Raw genomic sequence first — 15,690 nt, 5'->3', positions numbered from 1 at the left:
ATGCCTGTTCTTGAAATGCCGAGCTGGGGCATGGTTGCCCTCGCCCTGACCCAGGCCATCGCCATGCTGGCGCTGGCGCCGCTCGCCACCGGTTTCAACCGGGTGCTGCGGGCCAAGATGCACTCCCGTCAGGGGCCGGGCCTGCTGCAGGATTACCGGGATATCGCCAAGCTCCTGCGCCGCCAGGAGGTGACCCCCGAGCCTGCCGGCATCATTTTCAACCTGATGCCTGCGCTGCTCATCGCCGCCCTCTTGCTGGTAGGGATGGCGCTGCCGACCCTGACTCACGAGTCCCCCTTCCCCATCGCCGGGGATCTCATCACCGATATCTATCTGTTCGCCATCTTCCGCTTCTTCTTTTCGCTGGCGGGGCTAGACAGCGGCAGCATGTTTGCAGGGATCGGTGCCCGCCGCGAACTGACCCTCGGCATTCTGGTGGAACCCATTCTGGTGCTTGCCTGCTTCATCATGGCGATGATGGTGGGCAGCTCGGATCTGGGCAACATCAGCAGCTATGTGGCGACCCAGCCGCTGGCCGCGCCCATCGCCACCCTGCTGGCCGGTGCCGCCTGCGCCTTCGCGGTGTTTGTCGAGATGGGCAAGCTGCCCTTTGACTGCGCCGAAGCCGAGCAGGAGCTGCAGGAGGGGCCGCTCACCGAGTACTCCGGTGCGGGCCTGGCCCTGCTCAAGCTCTCCATCGGCCTCAAGCAGCTGGTGGTGGTGCAGCTCTTTCTGGTGATTTTCCTCCCCTTCGGCAAGGCGGCCAACTGGAGTCTGCCTGCGCTCATCGGCGCGGCGCTGATCCTCGCCTGCAAGCTGCTGGTGGCCTTTTTGCTGGCTGGCATCATCGAAAACGCCATGGCCCGTACCCAGTTCGTGCGCACCCACAAGCTCACCCGCTACGGCTTGGGGCTGGCCCTGCTGGCGCTGCTCGCCTATCTGGTCGGGATCTGAATCATGCCCGCCAGCACAGCAACTTTTTCCGATTTCATCATTTGTGAATGCTCATTCCCGAACATTAAAGTGAGAACTGCATGACCATCGCCATTTCGGATCGCATCGGCTGCGACTACATCCAGCAGGTGCGAGCACAACTGCCCCACGCCATCGTCGACGAGGAGTGGCAAACCGTCGATCAGGCCACCATCACCGTCAAACCCACCAGTCTGGTCGAGACGGCCAGCCTGATCTTCCACCAGCTGGGGGGCTGGCTTCCGCTCTCCTTTGCCAATGACGAGCGCAGCCTCAACGGCCACTTCGCCGTCTACCACGTCTTCTCCATGGAGGGCGACACCAAGTGCTGGATCACCGTCAAGGTGCTGGTGGATGCCGATACCCAGGAGTACCCCTCCATCACCCCGACCATTCCGGCGGCGGTGTGGGGCGAGCGGGAGATCCGCGACATGTACGGCCTGCGCGCCATCGGTCTGCCGGACGAACGCCGTCTGGTACTGCCGGACGACTGGCCGGAGGACATCCACCCCCTACGCAAGGACGCCATGGATTATCGCCAGCGCCCGATGCCCACCACCGACACCGAGACCTACCCCTTCGTCAACGAGCTGGGCAGTGATACCAACCGCATCGTGCCGGTCGGCCCGCTGCACATCACCTCGGATGAACCGGGCCACTTTCGTCTGTTTGTCGATGGGGAAGACATCATCGATGCCGACTACCGCCTCTTCTATGTCCATCGCGGCATGGAGAAGCTGGCCGAAACCCGGATGGGCTACAACGAAGTGGCCTTTCTGACCGACCGGGTCTGCGGCATCTGCGGCTTTACCCACAGCGTCGCCTACACCACCTCGGTAGAGAACGCCATGGGTATTGTGGTACCCGAGCGGGCCAAGATGATCCGCGCCGTGCTGCTGGAGGTGGAGCGCCTGCACAGCCATATCCTCAACATCGGCCTGTCGAGCCACTTCACCGGTTTCGACACCGGCTTCATGCAGTTCTTCCGGGTGCGGGAGAAATCCATGACCCTGGCCGAGCTGCTGACCGGCGCGCGCAAGACCTACGGCCTCAACCTGATTGGCGGGGTACGCCGCGACATCTTCAAGGAAGATCGCATCAAGGGTGCCCAACTGGTGCGCGAGCTCCGTGATGAGCTCAAACCCCTGGTGGCCATGCTGCTGGATACCGCCAACATCTCCTCCCGCCTCATCGGTATCGGCAAGCTCGAGCCGCAGATTGCCCGCGATTTCAGCTGCGTCGGCCCCATGGTGCGGGCGAGCGGCTTCAAGCGCGACGTGCGCCGGGTCCACGACTTTGCCGGCTACCGCGAGCTGCCGATGGAGATCCAGACCAAGGCGGGTTGCGATGTGCAATCCCGGGTGCTGGTGCGGATCCACGAGCTCTACGACTCCCTCGACATGATTGAGTTCGGCCTGGAGCACCTGCCGGAAGGGCCACTGCTCACCGAAGGGTTCACCTACCAGCCGGGCAAATTTGCGCTGGGCTTTACCGAGGCGCCCCGCGGCGAGAACGTCCACTGGAGCATGACGGGAGATAACCAGAAGCTGTTCCGCTGGCGCTGCCGCGCCGCCACCTACGCCAACTGGCCCGCCCTGCGCTACATGCTGCGCGGCAATACCGTGGCAGATGCACCGCTCATCATCGGCAGTCTGGATCCCTGCTACTCCTGTACCGACCGGGTCACCCTGGTCGACCCCAAGAAGGGCAAATCCACCGTGGTCTCCTACAAGGAGATCGAGCGCTACGGCATCGATCGCAAAAACTCTCCGCTGAAATAAGGGGTCATCATGATCAAGCTGTTCAAGACCATCCTCAAGGCTGGCACCCCGACCGCCAAGTACCCCTTCGCACCCATTGATGTGAACCGGGATTTTCGCGGCAAACCGAAATATCAGGCGGATCAGTGCATCGCCTGCGCCGCCTGCACCAAGGCCTGCCCGGCCAATGCGCTGGTGATGGAAGTGGACATGGAGACCGGCGAACGGCGCTGGGAGATCTCCATGGCGCGCTGCATCTTCTGCGGCCGCTGCGAGGAAGTCTGCCCGACCCGCGCCATCGCCCTCTCCCCCGAGTTCGAACTGGCGGTGACCAACAAGGCCGACCTTTATGAGGAGGCCCGCTTCGCGCTGGCCCCCTGCACCCTGTGCGGCACCTACTTTGCCCCGAGCAAGCTGGTGGCGCTGGTGGAGGACACCCTCAAGCAGGCAGGCACACCACTCACGACACCGGAGCGGCTGCACCACTGCCCCGACTGCAAACGAAAACAGAGCATGCTGAGCCAGCCTGACTCGGCCCTGATCACACCGATAGCCACACCGATGGCCACACAACAGGAGTGGATGTGATGAGCAAGATCAAAGGCATAGAACCGGTTGTCGGCCATGCCCATACCCGCGCCGTGCCGCTGGCACAGGATCCCGAGATCACCAAACTCAAGAAGACCCTGCTCAAGGACATTCGCCGCTCGGCCTATGTCTACCGGGTCGATTGCGGCGGCTGCAACGCCTGCGAGATCGAGATCTTCGCCACCATCACCCCGCTGTTTGATGCCGAGCGTTTCGGCATCAAGGTGGTTGCCTCCCCCCGCCACGCCGACATCCTGCTCTTTACCGGCGCTGTGACCCGGGCAATGCGGGTACCGGCCCTGCGCGCCTACGAAGCGGCGCCCGATCCCAAGATCTGCATCGCCTACGGCGCCTGCGGCTGTGACGGCGGCATCTTCCACGACCTCTACTGCGTATGGGGCGGTACCGACAAGATCGTGCCGGTGGATGTCTATATCCCCGGCTGCCCCCCCACTCCGGCAGCCACCATCTACGGCTTTGCCGTGGCGCTTGGTCTGCTGGAACAGAAACTCAAAGCCACCAGCCACGAGGTGCAACCGGGTGAGCGGGTCGAGCTGCGCCACACCGGCATCCCCAATGAAATCCGGGTGATGATCGAGCGCGAAGCGCGCCGCATGGCCGGTTATCGGCAGGGGCGGATCATCGCCGACGAGTTTATGGCCCTGCTCGAAGGGGCGACCCAGCAGGATGTGGATCTGCGCATCCAGAGCTACCTCGATCAGCACGACGATCCGCGCCTCTCGGAGATCGTCAACAACCTCGCAAACGCCTGCCTCAACCGGGCGGCCGGCAAGGGAGAGGCGGTGCATGGCTGACGAGGTTTTCTTCTATCGACTCTCGCGCAAGTTCGTCGACGAGCAGTTCGACGTGCCGGAAGAGGCCAGGGAGGTGATGTACTACAGCCTCGCCATCGGCCACCACCTCGGCATCGTCGATTGCCTGCGAGCAGACCTGGTCTGCTCGCTGACCGGTTATCGCGACTGGGTAGCCAAGCTGCCAGAGGGAAGTGAAGCGCGCCGCAAGATGGAGGGATTTCTCACCTTTGGCGAGATCACCATCTATCGCGAGCACTGCCATATGCTGGCCTGCGCCTTCGACCGACTGCGCAAGGCTGGCAATGTGCTTGATGAGCAGGAGCTGGGCTGGACCAACACCTTTATGGATCAGCTGACCGCCCTCTTTAACGACCCCCATATGTACCTGATGGTAAGGAGCCGCTGATGGGCTGCAATCTCGTGTTGACCGTGGGCAATACCATGATGGGGGACGACGGTGCCGGCCCCTATCTCGCCGACAAGCTGCAAGCCGCCCCCCTGCCCGGCTGGATCCATATCGACGGCGGCATCGCGCCGGAAAATGTGGTCTACAAGGTGCGGGAGTTGCAACCGGAGCGAGTGGTGCTGGTGGATGCCGCCGAGATCGGCGAGAAGGCGGGAACCCTGCAGGTGATCCCCCCCGAGACCATCGCCGAGATGTTTATCTTCTCGACCCACAATATGCCGCTCAATTTCCTGATCGACGAGCTCAAGACCTTTGTCCCCGAGGTGATCTTTGTCGGGGTACAACCGGCCATAGTGGCGTTCTCTTTCCCGATGACCGAGATGGTGAGCGAGGCGATGGATTATCTTTATCAGCATCTTGATGCAGCCAAAGATACCGACTTGTTAATAGAGAAACTCGAGCAGTGGAATATTGCCAACGCCAAGCGGTGATTATTTAGCGAGTTGTTAACGACCGTTATTGACCGACGGTTCCGGCAATGTGATCGAGGCCCGATGTTAAATTAAAAACATCGGGCTAATTGTGCTGAACTTGATATAAAACAAGGTTCTTTGATTTTTTCAAAAAACCGATAACTCTCGCTTTTTTATGACAAAAAAAGCGTTGCCAGTCACAGAAATTTGCCACAAAATGGCGACCATTACGGAAGTTGATGGGGTCTGGTGGCCTCCTCGGTCTTCAAAACCGATGTGAGCCGAGAAGGCTTTGGCAGGTTCGATTCCTGCCTCTTCCGCCAAATTTATCTATTGAACAAATACTCTCCCGCTGAATTTTTCGGCCTGAATGTTATTTCCATTGTTTGTTCAATATGTTTGAAGTAATACCTTAAAAAAAGGTGCTTGCTGCTTGCCAATATAATCCGAACTCAGGTTATCTCGCTGGCCAAAAATTAATTTATCAGCATCGATGCAGCATTAATTTATACCCGCTCATTGATGCACCCAGTTTGCACTCATCCGCAAATCGCCAGCAGTGCCATAACCCGTCAGCTCGGCCACTCTATCGGCAAACCGGTGCGCATCCCGAACCCACGCACTGCACTGGTAATCCCATGCCGAACTCGTCTCACGCGTCAGCTATCCCCCACCGCCAGCCCGCATCAGGTCCGGCTGCCGACGATTCACTGCCAGATTCACAGCAACAGCCCAGCCAGCAACAAACCCGTCGTCTGCCCCAAGTGGAACAGCTGCTTCAGCAACCCTTTCTCGCCGGGTTTATCGAGACGCTGAGCCGCCCGCTGGTGACCCAGGCGGTGCGCGACACCCTGAGCGAGCTGCGCCAGAGCGACGATTTTCGCCAGCATGGCGTCGCACCCGAGCAGATCGAGGCGCTGCTTGCCAAACGCTGCCAACAGCAGTTGCGCCAGCGTCAAACCCGGGTGATCAACGCCACCGGCACCCTGGTGCATACCAATCTGGGGCGTTCGCCGTTAAGTCACGAACTGTGGGACGAGGTGCGTGACCTCAACACCGGCTACAACAATCTGGAGCTGGATCTCGCCACCGGCAAGCGCGGCGGGCGCAAGGGGCTGATCGCCCCCCTGCTCCGTTGCCTCACCCAGGCCGAGGATTCGCTGGTGGTCAACAACAACGCCGCCTCGCTCTTTTTGCTGCTGCAGGAGGTGGCCAAGGGGCGCGAGGTGATCGTCTCGCGCGGCGAGCAGATCCAGATTGGCGGCGGCTTTCGCATCCCCGACATTCTGGCGCTCTCCGGCGCCAAACTGGTTGAGGTGGGCACTACCAATATCACTACCGCCAAAGATTACCTCGATGCCATCACCGATCAGAGCGCGCTGGTACTGATGGTGCACAGATCCAATTTCGCCATTCGCGGCTTTACCGAATCCCCCGATATCGGCGAGGTGGCCCGCGCCCTGCCCGAACATGTAGTGCTGGCGGTGGATCAGGGCTCGGGCTTGACCAGCGAAGAGTTTGCGCCGGACGAAACCTCGGTACGCCAGTACATCAAGGCGGGAGCGGATCTGGTCTGCTACTCCGGCGACAAGCTCTTGGGCGGCCCGCAATCGGGCATCATCAGCGGCCGCAGCGACCTTATCAAGCGGCTGGAAAAACACCCCATGATGCGCACCTTCCGCCCGAGCCGCATCGTCTACTCCCTGCTCGAGCGCCTGCTCATCCACAAGCTCAAAAAGTCCCCCATCGGCGAAGGGATTGCCCAGCGCACCTTGAGCAACCCGGCCGCCATGCAGGCGAGAGCCGACCAGCTGATGACCGCCCTGCCCGGCTGCTTTGTGCCGGTCCCCGCCCAGCTGGTGGTGGGCGGCGGCACCTTGCCGGACGAGTTCTACCCGGCCCCTGCGCTGGAATGCAACGACTCGCGCCCGGCCCAGCAGCTGCTCGATGATTTGCGCGAACTGCCGGTGCCGGTCATCGCCACCGTGCGCCAGCAGAAGGTGCTGCTCAATATGGCCACCCTGCTGCCGACCGAAATGGAACTGCTGATTGCCCAACTCAAGGAATTGCTGCTGCCCGCCCCGTTCAATGCAACAAATGCGACCGAGGAGCCCTGATCCCATGACCCCCTATCGCGCCGTTATCGGTCTTGCCGGCCACGTGGATCACGGCAAGACCCTGCTGATCAAGGCCCTCACCGGCATCACCACGGCCCGCGCCCATGAGCAGGCCATCGGCATGACTCAGGATCTCGGCTTTGCCCACTTCGACGACGGTCAGGGCAACACCATAGGCGTCATCGACGTGCCCGGCCACGAGCGTTATATCCGCAACATGGTAGCGGGGCTCTGGAGTCTGGATCTGGTGCTGCTGGTGATTGCCGCCGACGAGGGGTGGATGCCGATGACCGGCGATCACCTGCGCCTGCTCAAGGCGATGGGGGTGCCGCGCCTGCTGGTCTGCATCAACAAGTGCGATCTGATCTCCCCTGACGAGCTGGCACTCCTTGAAGAGCGCCTGCTGGAGCGGGTGATGGACGAGAGCGGCATGGTGCCCGATATCGTCAGCGTCAGCGCCAAAACCGGCGAGAATATAGCTGCCCTGCACGCCGCTATCGTACGTCAGCTGGCCGATCTGCCAGCCTCACAAGCTGCCCGCGAGCAGGCCGCCCCGCGCCTCTATGTTGATCGTGTCTTTACCGCCAACGGCACCGGCACAGTGCTCACCGGCACCTTGCAGCAGGGCCGCCTCAAGGTGGGGGACAAGCTGCGCCTCTACCCCGCCGATCGGGAGGTGCAGGTGCGCTCCCTGCAGGCCTATCACCAGAGCGTTGATGAAATTGGCGCCGTCAGTCGGGTGGCGGTGGGCCTGAAAAAAGTGCCCCACAAGGAGGTGGCCCGCGGCCACTGCCTTACCAGCACTGTCGGCCAGTGCAAGGCGGCAACCCACCTTATTGTGCGACTCAACGCCGAGAGCCTGAGCGGCAAGGCGCTACGCCCCTCTCTGCACAACAAGGAGGTCGAAGTCGCCCTTGGCAGCTGGCATGGCCGAGCCCGTTGTGTGCCGATAAAAGAGGCACCTATAAAAGGGCTGCCCATCAAGGATACCCGGCTGGCGCGGCTGATCTTTACCAGCCCCATCCCCTGCTTCTTTGGCCAGCCGCTTGCCATCATTCGCCACGGCAGCAGCGAACTGCTGCACGGCGCCCGCATCGTCTGGTGCGGTGACATCCACCCCGCCAGACGCAAGGCGCTGCACGCCCTGCTGGGCGAGCTGCCAGATGAGCTCGAGCACTACAACCCCGCAGCCTTGCAGCTGGGGCTCAACGGCTATGTGCTGACCAGCCGCTTTGACCAGCAACCCGAGCAGGTCACCCCCCTAGGTGAGTGGCTGCTGGATAACTGCTGGCTGGCCCAGAGCCGCGACCAGCTGCTGGCTACGCTGGCCAGCGAACCGCTGAGTGCCGCCGAGCTGGCAACCCGCTTTGGCATCGCCCTGCCGGTCACTCAGGCCCTGCTCCAGCAGCTCAAGAGCGAGCAGCTTATTCGTCTGCACCATGACAAGTGGCAGCCGGGCAGCGGCGAGTCTGAAGATGATCTGGGGGAAGAGGCGCAGCTGGTGCTCAAGGTGGTGCGAGATCAAGGCAAGGAGGGTTACGAGCCCGGTAAACTGGGCCCCGGCGGCGTTGAGCTGGATCCCTTTATCACCCGCAAGCTGCCCGCGGTTCTGCAGCAGGGCTTACAGCAAAAAGGCGCGTTGCAAAAGCAGCTGCGCAACCTGGCACGACTCAAGTATCTGGTGCAGCTCGATGGCCCCATCTACTACGACGCCGAGCTTTACAACCAGATGGTCGCCGCCGTGCTGGCGGGCCAGCAGGTGGGAGATCTGATCGACATGGCATCCCTCAAGGAGATCACCGGTTTGTCACGCAAATACGCCATTCCGTTCTGCCTGCGCATGGAGATGGATGGCTGGGTGCGGCGCGAGGAGAACGAGCGCCGGGTGCTGCGTTTGCCGCAGACTCAAGATGAGATGGAGCCGGCATGAGCGCCACCATCACCCCCTCTGGCTCTGCCAATCCGGTCGCCAACCGGCTGCGCCGCGAATTTCATATCGACGGCATAGTTCAGGGGGTGGGCTTTCGCCCCTTCGTATATGGGCTGGCGCTGCGCCACAGCCTTGCCGGTTATGTATTGAACGATGCCAACGGCGTCACCATAGGTGCCGAAGGATCGCCTGAGCAGCTCGCCAGCTTTGCCCGCGAACTGCGGGAACTGGCGCCGCCCTTAAGCCGTATCGATCATTTCAGCGAGCGGGAACTGCCCCTCGCTCATGCTCCCGACTTCGATGGCCAATTTCATGGCCAGTTTCGAATTAAAGCGAGCCAGCAGCAGAGCGCGGCCACGGTCGCCATTTCGCCGGATCAGGGGATGTGCGAGGCATGCGCCACGGACGTGGCCAATCCCAACGATCGCCACCACCACTACCCCTTTACCAACTGCACCCACTGCGGCCCGCGCTACACCATTATCCGCCGCCTCCCCTACGACAGACCCCATACCGCCATGGCGGGCTTTGCCATGTGCCCGCGCTGTGCGGCGGCCTATGACAACCCGCTGGACAGACGCTACCACGCCCAGCCGGTGAGCTGCCCCGAGTGCGGGCCCCATCTCAGCTGGCGAAATGGCCGTGGCGATGCCTTGGCCGAGCGCGAGGATGCGCTGCAAGCAGCTGCAAGCGCCCTGCAAGCGGGGGCGCTGATTGCGGTCAAGGGGATGGGGGGCTATCACCTGATATGCGATGCCCGCAATGAACAGAGCGTTGCCAGATTGCGAATGCTCAAACGGCGCGCACGCAAGCCGCTGGCGGTGATGATAGGCTCCCTTGCCGAGGCCAAATTGCATGTCACCGGCTGCGAGGCAGAGTGGACGCTGCTCGCCTCTCAGGCCAGACCCATCGCCTTGCTGCGCAAGCGCAAAAACGATGATCGGCTCTCAGAATCCCTACTTGCAACCGCGCCGCTGGCCGAGGGGATCGCCCCCGGCATCCCCTACCTTGGCATCATGCTCCCCTACACCCCGCTCCATCAGCTGCTGCTGGACGCCTGCGCCATGCCGCTGGTGGCCACCAGCGCCAATGGTCGCGGCAGCCCGATCCTTATCGAGTGCGAGGCAGTGATCAGGGAACTCGGGGGCGAGATTGATGGCATCCTGGATCACAACCGCCCCATCCTGCACCCGTGCGACGACAGTCTGGTGCAGTGGGCAGGCGGGCGACGCCAGACGTTGCGCCTCGCCCGGGGCTATGCCCCCTGCACTCCCAGCCTGCAACAGGCGGTCAGGGTGCCGCTCTTGGCAGTCGGGGCGCAGCAGAAGAACCAGCTGGCGCTCGCCTTCGGCCGCCAGCGCATCTACAGCCCCTATATCGGCGATCTGCACAGCCTGCCGATGCAGGAGCACTTCGAGCAGACCCTGGCGACCTTTCGCGAACTCTACGATCTCAACCCCGAAGTTCTGGTCTCGGATCGCCATCCGGGCTATCTCAGCCACCAGTGGGCCAAAAACTATTGCCAGGATCAGGGTTCCACCCACCTCGAGGTGCAGCACCATCACGCCCACCTGCTGGCAGTGATGGCCGAACATGACATTACGGGTCCTGTGCTGGGCGTTGCCTTCGATGGCACCGGCCTTGGCGATGACGGCACCCTCTGGGGCGGCGAGCTGCTGCTCGCAGACGTTCAGGGATTTGAGCGCGTTGCCCACCTTGCCCCCTTCAAGCTGATCGGCGGCGAAGCGGCCATTCGCGAGCCGGCGCGCCAGCTGCTGGGGCTGCTGTTTGAATCGCACAGCCCTGAGCAGATCAGTGCCCTCGATATTCCGTTGATCAAGCAACTGCCCCTTAAGCGGATCAGCAACCTGCACCAGCTCTGGCAGCTGGGTCGCAACGCCCCTTACACCAGCTCCATCGGTCGTCTATTCGATGCGGTGGCGGCGCTCTTGGGGGTGATCGACACCCCCGATTACGAGGGCGAAGCGGGACTCTTGCTGGAGGCAGCCGCCTTGCAGCTGGCTCCCGATGAACAGCCCTTCCCCCTTGCCTTTGATCTCAGCCAATCAACAGAGGGGCTACTGCATATCCAGTGGGCCGAGCTCATCAATACCCTTGTCAACGAGTGGTGCAAAGGTACCCCAACCGCCAGACTGGCCGCCGGTTTTATCCGCGCCATCAGCAATCTGGTCATCGCCCTTGCCGGGCGCTTCCCCGGGTATCCGGTGGCGCTCGGGGGCGGCGTATTTCAAAACCGGGTGCTGATGGATCAGCTGGTGCCCGCTCTCGAAGCGGCCGGTCGGCAGGTATTGACCAGCGAAACCCTGCCGCTCAATGACGGTGGCATCGCCGCCGGTCAGCTCTGGTTTGCCATCCACCATCTTGCCACGCACCAGCCTGCCACAGCCGGTTGTGCCACCTTGTCGGAGTCCTGAAATTCATGTGTCTATCCATCCCCTCTCAGGTGGTGCAGCTGCACCCCGAAGATAACTGCGTCACCGTCGACACCCTGGGGGTGCAACGGCGCGTCAGCTGCATGCTGCTCGAGGAGCCTCTCCAGGTGGGGGACTATGTGCTGCTCCATATCGGCTTTGTGATGAGCAAGATTGACGAAGAGGAGGCGCAGGCCAGCCTCGAGAGCTTCCGCCAGATGGTGGCCCTGATGCCCAAACAGGATATCTTGCCATGCTGACCTTGAATGATCTGTTTCAGGGCTTTCGCCAGCCAGAGGTGATCCGCGCCCTCGCCGCCCAAATTAATGAACTGGCAAAAGATCTGCCCGAACCGCTGCGGGTGATGGAGGTGTGTGGCGGCCATACCCACACCATCATGAAGTACGGCCTGCACCAGCTGCTGCCCGCCAGCATCGAGTTTGTCCACGGCCCCGGCTGCCCGGTCTGCATCATGCCCAAAGAGCGCATCGATCAGGCCATCGAGCTGGCCCGCCAGCCCAACGTCATTCTGGTCACCCTGGGGGACATGATCCGGGTGCCGGGCTCCAAAGGCACGCTGGCCCAGCAACGGGCCAAGGGGAGCGATATCCGCCCGGTCTATGACCCCCTCGATGCCCTGCGTATCGCCAAAGAGAACCCGGACAAAACCGTGGTCTTCTTCGCCATCGGTTTCGAGACCTCCACCCCCATGACCGCCGCCTTGCTGGCTGCCGCTGAAGAGCAAGGGGCCCTGAACCTGCTGTTTCATATCAACCATGTGCTGGTGCCCCCCGCCATTCATGCGGTGATGGCCGACGGGGTGGCCAAGGTGAACGCCTTTATCGGCCCCTCCCACGTCAGCGTCATCACCGGCGCCGATATCTACCTGCCCATCGTCGATCGCTATCAGGTGCCCGTGGTGGTGAGCGGCTTCGAGCCGGTGGATGTGATGGAGGCGCTCTTGATGATGGTGCGCCAGAAGGTGGAGGGTCGCTACGCGCTGGAGGTGCAGTACAGCCGCGCCGTCACCGCCAGCGGCAATAAAGCCGCCCAGCGGCTGGTCGAGCGCTTTTTCGAAACCCGAGAGCACTTTCGCTGGCGAGGTCTGGGGGATATCAACGCCTCCGCCCTGCGCCTGCGCGATGCCTTAGCCAAGCGCGATGCGGAGCGCTACTTCCAGCTTGATCAGACCCCCATCGATGACCACAAGGCGTGCCAGTGCGCCGATATCCTGCGCGGCCTGGCCAAACCGAACCAGTGCAAAGTCTTTGGCCGGGGCTGCACCCCGACCCAGCCCATGGGCAGCTGCATGGTCAGCTCCGAAGGGGCCTGCAATGCCTACTACCGATATATGGGGATCCAATGAGAGAAATTCAGTTAAGCCACGGCGGCGGCGGTGTCGAGATGAATCAGCTGATCAATCAGCTCTTCTTTCGCCACTTTGGCAACGAGATCCTGCTGCGCGGTGAAGACGCCGCCCTGCTGCCGGTGAGCGGCCCCATCGCCTTTACCACCGACAGCTTTACCGTCTCGCCGCTCTTCTTCGAGGGGGGGATATCGGCAAGCTGGCTATCGCCGGCACGGTCAACGATCTCGCCATGATGGGGGCCAAGCCCGAGTATCTGAGCTGCAGCTTTATCATCGAGGAGGGCTTCCCCTACGCCGATCTCGCCCGCATCGTCGAGTCGATGGCGGCGGAGCTTGCCAAGAGCGGCGCCCGTATCGTCTGCGGCGACACCAAGGTGGTGCCCAAGGGAGCCGCCGACAAGATCTTTATCAACACCAGCGGGGTCGGCACCTTCCCGCTGCCTGAACAGAGCCGGGGCATTTCGGTGCGGAGCCTCAAGGCCGGTGACGCCATTCTGGTGTCGCGGGATATCGGCAGCCACGGCGCCTGTATTCTGATGGCCCGTGACGCCCTGCAACTGGGCTCCGATCTCAAGAGCGACTGCACCACCCTCTGGCCGCAGGTAGAAGCGCTGCTAAAAGCGGGTATTACCCCTCACGCCCTGCGCGATGCCACTCGCGGTGGCCTTGCCGCCGTGCTCAACGAGTGGAGCAGTGCCTCCGGCGTTGCCATCGAGCTGGAGGAGTCAGCCATTCCGGTGTGCGATCCGGTGCGCGGCCTGTGCGAGCTCTACGGTTTCGAGCCCCATGATCTCGCCAACGAGGGAACCATGGTGCTGGCCCTGCCAGCCGAACAGGCGCAGGACGCGCTGGGCATCTTGCGGCAATTCAACCCCGCTGCCAGCCAGATCGGCGTGGTGCAGGCAAGCGATCGCCACAAGGTGATCCTCAACAACCCCTGGGGCAGCCGCCGTTATCTGGAGCTGCCGCAAGGGGAGCTGCTCCCGCGGATCTGTTGAGCGGCCATGCCGTTACGTCAATTACAGGGAGGAGTCACTGCTCCTCCCCATATCGGTTAAGGAGCCACCATGCACGAAATGTCTCTGGCCATGGCTGCCATCGATCTGGCGGCCGAGCAGGCCACCCAGCGGGGCTTTACCAAAGTGACCGCCCTCTGGCTCGAGGTCGGCAGCTTCTCCTGCGTCGACCCGGACACCATTGCCTTCTGTTTCGAGGCCGCCGCCAAGGGCACAGTCGTCGAGGGGGCCCAACTTCACTTTCAGCACCAGGCGGCAGAGGCCTGGTGTTACGACTGCAACCAGACGGTCACCCTCACCGAGCGCGGGCAAGCCTGCCCCGAGTGTGGCGGATACAAATTACGCGTCGCGCAGGGGAACAGCCTGCGCATCACCGACATCGAGGTAAGTTGATATGTGTAGCGTATGCGGATGCGGCCAGGCGCGGATCGCCGGCCATAAAGATGATCATGACCATGCACACCCCCACGATCATGACCATGAGCACGCTCATGAGCACCACCATGAACATGGTCATAAGCACGATCATCATGCCCATGAGCAGAGCGCACCGCGCACCCTGATCATTCACCACCACTATCACCATCAGGGGGATGTCCATCACCACTACCACGGGGTGCGAGCTCCCATAAGCCACGAGGGTCATGATCACCCCCATGAGCACCACCATGATCACCCCCACGACCATCATCATGATCATGCCCAATCTCATGAGCACGGCCATTCCCACGCACATCCCCATGATCACTGCCATGACCATGACCATGACCATGACCATGACCATGACCATCAGCAGGGTGATCTGCACTATGGCAAAGGGGAAGCGGGATTGTCGGTGCCCGGTATGGGACAGCGCCAGCTGATCGCCATCGAGATGGATGTGCTGGCCAAGAACAACGCGCTGGCGGCCCAAAACCGCGAACACTTCACTGCCGCAGACCAGCTGGTGCTTAACCTGGTCTCTAGCCCGGGTTCAGGCAAAACCACTTTGCTGTGCGAAACTCTGCGCCAACTGGCCGACAAACGCCCCTGCGCGGTGATCGAAGGGGATCAGCAGACCAGCGCCGATGCGGATCGCATTCGTGCCACCGGCGTGCCTGCCGTGCAGATCAACACCGGCAAGGGCTGCCATCTGGACGCCAAAATGGTTCACGACGCCTGCCACCAGCTGCCCGCCAATGAAGGGGGCATCCTCTTTATCGAGAACGTGGGCAATCTGGTCTGCCCCGCCAGCTTCGATCTTGGCGAGAAGTACAAGGTGGCGATCCTCTCCGTCACCGAGGGGGAAGAGAAGCCCCTCAAATACCCGGACATGTTCGCCGCCGCCCAGCTAATGGTGATCAACAAGATCGATCTGCTGCCCTACGTCAGCTTTGATGTGGCCCGCTGCATCGAGAACGCCAAACGGGTCAACCCCTATATTCAGGTGATCCAGGTCAGCGCCACTACCGGTGAAGGGATGGATGCCTGGCTCAACTGGCTGGCCAGTGCCTGAACCAGTTAAACGCTGCTGATAACGGTAGAAAACAAGAGAGGGAGGCTGATGCCTCCCTCTCTTTTATCTGCGCGCTTTGCCAACGATTTTCTCTGTACAGAATGGCCAGCTTTTCATACTCCCCCCCTAACCCTAGCCCTCTCCCCAGGGAGAGGGAATCGGTTTGTGGATGCCGCCGCTATACGACGCCCTCAAACCCCTCAGGGGCGCTTCGAGCATAACAACCAGCCATATTTTCAAACCCCGAGATTTTCCAAACCCTAAACCCTGAGCGTGGTGAGATGGCAACTTCAACTCCCTTCTCCCCTTGCGAGAGAA

14 protein-coding genes, 1 tRNA gene and 1 pseudogene are annotated in these 15,690 nt (G+C 61.8%); 15 read left to right on the top strand and 1 reads right to left on the bottom strand.

Annotation, left to right across the window (positions count from 1 at the left end; translation table 11 throughout):
• From ACTG27_RS05060 to hypA, 14 genes and pseudogenes are all read left to right on the top strand, one after another.
• Complete coding sequence (locus ACTG27_RS05060; RefSeq protein WP_017408180.1) at positions 1-954, top strand: respiratory chain complex I subunit 1 family protein; 954 nt, start codon at positions 1-3, stop codon at positions 952-954.
• Positions 955-1,034: 80 nt separating this feature from the next.
• Complete coding sequence (locus ACTG27_RS05055) at positions 1,035-2,753, top strand: hydrogenase large subunit (RefSeq protein ID WP_439979217.1); 1,719 nt, start codon at positions 1,035-1,037, stop codon at positions 2,751-2,753.
• Between the two features lie 9 nt (positions 2,754-2,762).
• Positions 2,763-3,320 (top strand): formate hydrogenlyase complex iron-sulfur subunit, encoded by a 558-nt coding sequence (locus ACTG27_RS05050; RefSeq protein ID WP_439979216.1) that lies wholly within the window; start codon positions 2,763-2,765, stop codon positions 3,318-3,320.
• Positions 3,320-4,135 (top strand): NADH-quinone oxidoreductase subunit B family protein, encoded by an 816-nt coding sequence (locus tag ACTG27_RS05045; RefSeq protein WP_005333324.1) that lies wholly within the window; start codon positions 3,320-3,322, stop codon positions 4,133-4,135. Before ACTG27_RS05050 ends, ACTG27_RS05045 begins: the two co-directional genes overlap by 1 nt.
• Entirely contained in the window at positions 4,128-4,541 is a 414-nt protein-coding gene (locus ACTG27_RS05040) for a formate hydrogenlyase maturation HycH family protein (RefSeq protein WP_206817793.1), read from the top strand. Before ACTG27_RS05045 ends, ACTG27_RS05040 begins: the two co-directional genes overlap by 8 nt.
• The gene (hycI, locus tag ACTG27_RS05035) at positions 4,541-5,032 is read left to right on the top strand and encodes a hydrogenase maturation peptidase HycI (RefSeq protein WP_149152780.1); all 492 of its coding nucleotides are present in this window, start codon (positions 4,541-4,543) and stop codon (positions 5,030-5,032) included. Before ACTG27_RS05040 ends, hycI begins: the two co-directional genes overlap by 1 nt.
• A 213-nt stretch (positions 5,033-5,245) precedes the next feature.
• Positions 5,246-5,337 (top strand) — tRNA-Sec (locus tag ACTG27_RS05030).
• A gap of 315 nt (positions 5,338-5,652) precedes the next feature.
• Positions 5,653-7,131 carry an L-seryl-tRNA(Sec) selenium transferase gene (selA, locus tag ACTG27_RS05025; RefSeq protein WP_439979215.1) on the top strand — a complete coding sequence of 493 codons (1,479 nt, stop codon included), beginning with the start codon at positions 5,653-5,655 and terminating at the stop codon, positions 7,129-7,131.
• Between the two features lie 4 nt (positions 7,132-7,135).
• Entirely contained in the window at positions 7,136-9,061 is a 1,926-nt protein-coding gene (gene selB, locus ACTG27_RS05020; protein ID WP_439979214.1) for a selenocysteine-specific translation elongation factor, read from the top strand.
• Positions 9,058-11,496 (top strand): carbamoyltransferase HypF, encoded by a 2,439-nt coding sequence (hypF, locus tag ACTG27_RS05015; protein WP_439979213.1) that lies wholly within the window; start codon positions 9,058-9,060, stop codon positions 11,494-11,496. Before selB ends, hypF begins: the two co-directional genes overlap by 4 nt.
• Before the next feature lie 5 nt (positions 11,497-11,501).
• On the top strand, positions 11,502-11,753 hold the full coding sequence (locus ACTG27_RS05010) for a HypC/HybG/HupF family hydrogenase formation chaperone (protein ID WP_040065728.1): 252 nt from the start codon (positions 11,502-11,504) through the stop codon (positions 11,751-11,753).
• Complete coding sequence (gene hypD, locus ACTG27_RS05005) at positions 11,747-12,859, top strand: hydrogenase formation protein HypD (protein ID WP_439979212.1); 1,113 nt, start codon at positions 11,747-11,749, stop codon at positions 12,857-12,859. Before ACTG27_RS05010 ends, hypD begins: the two co-directional genes overlap by 7 nt.
• Positions 12,856-13,859: pseudogene (hypE, locus tag ACTG27_RS05000) on the top strand (hydrogenase expression/formation protein HypE). Before hypD ends, hypE begins: the two are co-directional and overlap by 4 nt.
• A 69-nt stretch (positions 13,860-13,928) precedes the next feature.
• Positions 13,929-14,270 carry a hydrogenase maturation nickel metallochaperone HypA gene (hypA, locus tag ACTG27_RS04995; RefSeq protein ID WP_163137046.1) on the top strand — a complete coding sequence of 114 codons (342 nt, stop codon included), beginning with the start codon at positions 13,929-13,931 and terminating at the stop codon, positions 14,268-14,270.
• Here hypA and ACTG27_RS04990 read toward each other — a convergent pair.
• On the bottom strand, positions 14,248-14,625 hold the full coding sequence (locus tag ACTG27_RS04990) for a hypothetical protein (protein ID WP_439980496.1): 378 nt from the start codon (positions 14,623-14,625) through the stop codon (positions 14,248-14,250). The genes hypA and ACTG27_RS04990 overlap by 23 nt on opposite strands.
• Here ACTG27_RS04990 and hypB point away from each other — a divergent pair.
• Positions 14,506-15,372, top strand: coding sequence for a hydrogenase nickel incorporation protein HypB (gene hypB, locus ACTG27_RS04985; protein WP_439980495.1), 867 nt, complete (start codon positions 14,506-14,508; stop codon positions 15,370-15,372). The two genes, ACTG27_RS04990 and hypB, sit on opposite strands and share 120 nt — an antisense overlap.
• Positions 15,373-15,690: the final 318 nt, after the last annotated feature.

The organism is Aeromonas sp. 97A, from assembly GCF_051919185.1.
GTDB lineage: Bacteria > Pseudomonadota > Gammaproteobacteria > Enterobacterales > Aeromonadaceae > Aeromonas > Aeromonas veronii.
This window is presented reverse-complemented; position numbering and strand designations above follow the sequence as displayed.

Bases quoted from the DNA above. Each gene is read 5' to 3' on its own strand.
- ACTG27_RS05060 (WP_017408180.1), top strand. From the start codon at position 1: ATGCCTGTTCTTGAAATGCCGAGCTGGGGCATGGTTGCCCTCGCCCTG.
- ACTG27_RS05055 (WP_439979217.1), top strand. From the start codon at position 1,035: ATGACCATCGCCATTTCGGATCGCATCGGCTGCGACTACATCCAGCAG.
- ACTG27_RS05050 (WP_439979216.1), top strand. From the start codon at position 2,763: ATGATCAAGCTGTTCAAGACCATCCTCAAGGCTGGCACCCCGACCGCC.
- ACTG27_RS05045 (WP_005333324.1), top strand. From the start codon at position 3,320: ATGAGCAAGATCAAAGGCATAGAACCGGTTGTCGGCCATGCCCATACC.
- ACTG27_RS05040 (WP_206817793.1), top strand. From the start codon at position 4,128: ATGGCTGACGAGGTTTTCTTCTATCGACTCTCGCGCAAGTTCGTCGAC.
- hycI (WP_149152780.1), top strand. From the start codon at position 4,541: ATGGGCTGCAATCTCGTGTTGACCGTGGGCAATACCATGATGGGGGAC.
- selA (WP_439979215.1), top strand. From the start codon at position 5,653: ATGCCGAACTCGTCTCACGCGTCAGCTATCCCCCACCGCCAGCCCGCA.
- selB (WP_439979214.1), top strand. From the start codon at position 7,136: ATGACCCCCTATCGCGCCGTTATCGGTCTTGCCGGCCACGTGGATCAC.
- hypF (WP_439979213.1), top strand. From the start codon at position 9,058: ATGAGCGCCACCATCACCCCCTCTGGCTCTGCCAATCCGGTCGCCAAC.
- ACTG27_RS05010 (WP_040065728.1), top strand. From the start codon at position 11,502: ATGTGTCTATCCATCCCCTCTCAGGTGGTGCAGCTGCACCCCGAAGAT.
- hypD (WP_439979212.1), top strand. From the start codon at position 11,747: ATGCTGACCTTGAATGATCTGTTTCAGGGCTTTCGCCAGCCAGAGGTG.
- hypA (WP_163137046.1), top strand. From the start codon at position 13,929: ATGCACGAAATGTCTCTGGCCATGGCTGCCATCGATCTGGCGGCCGAG.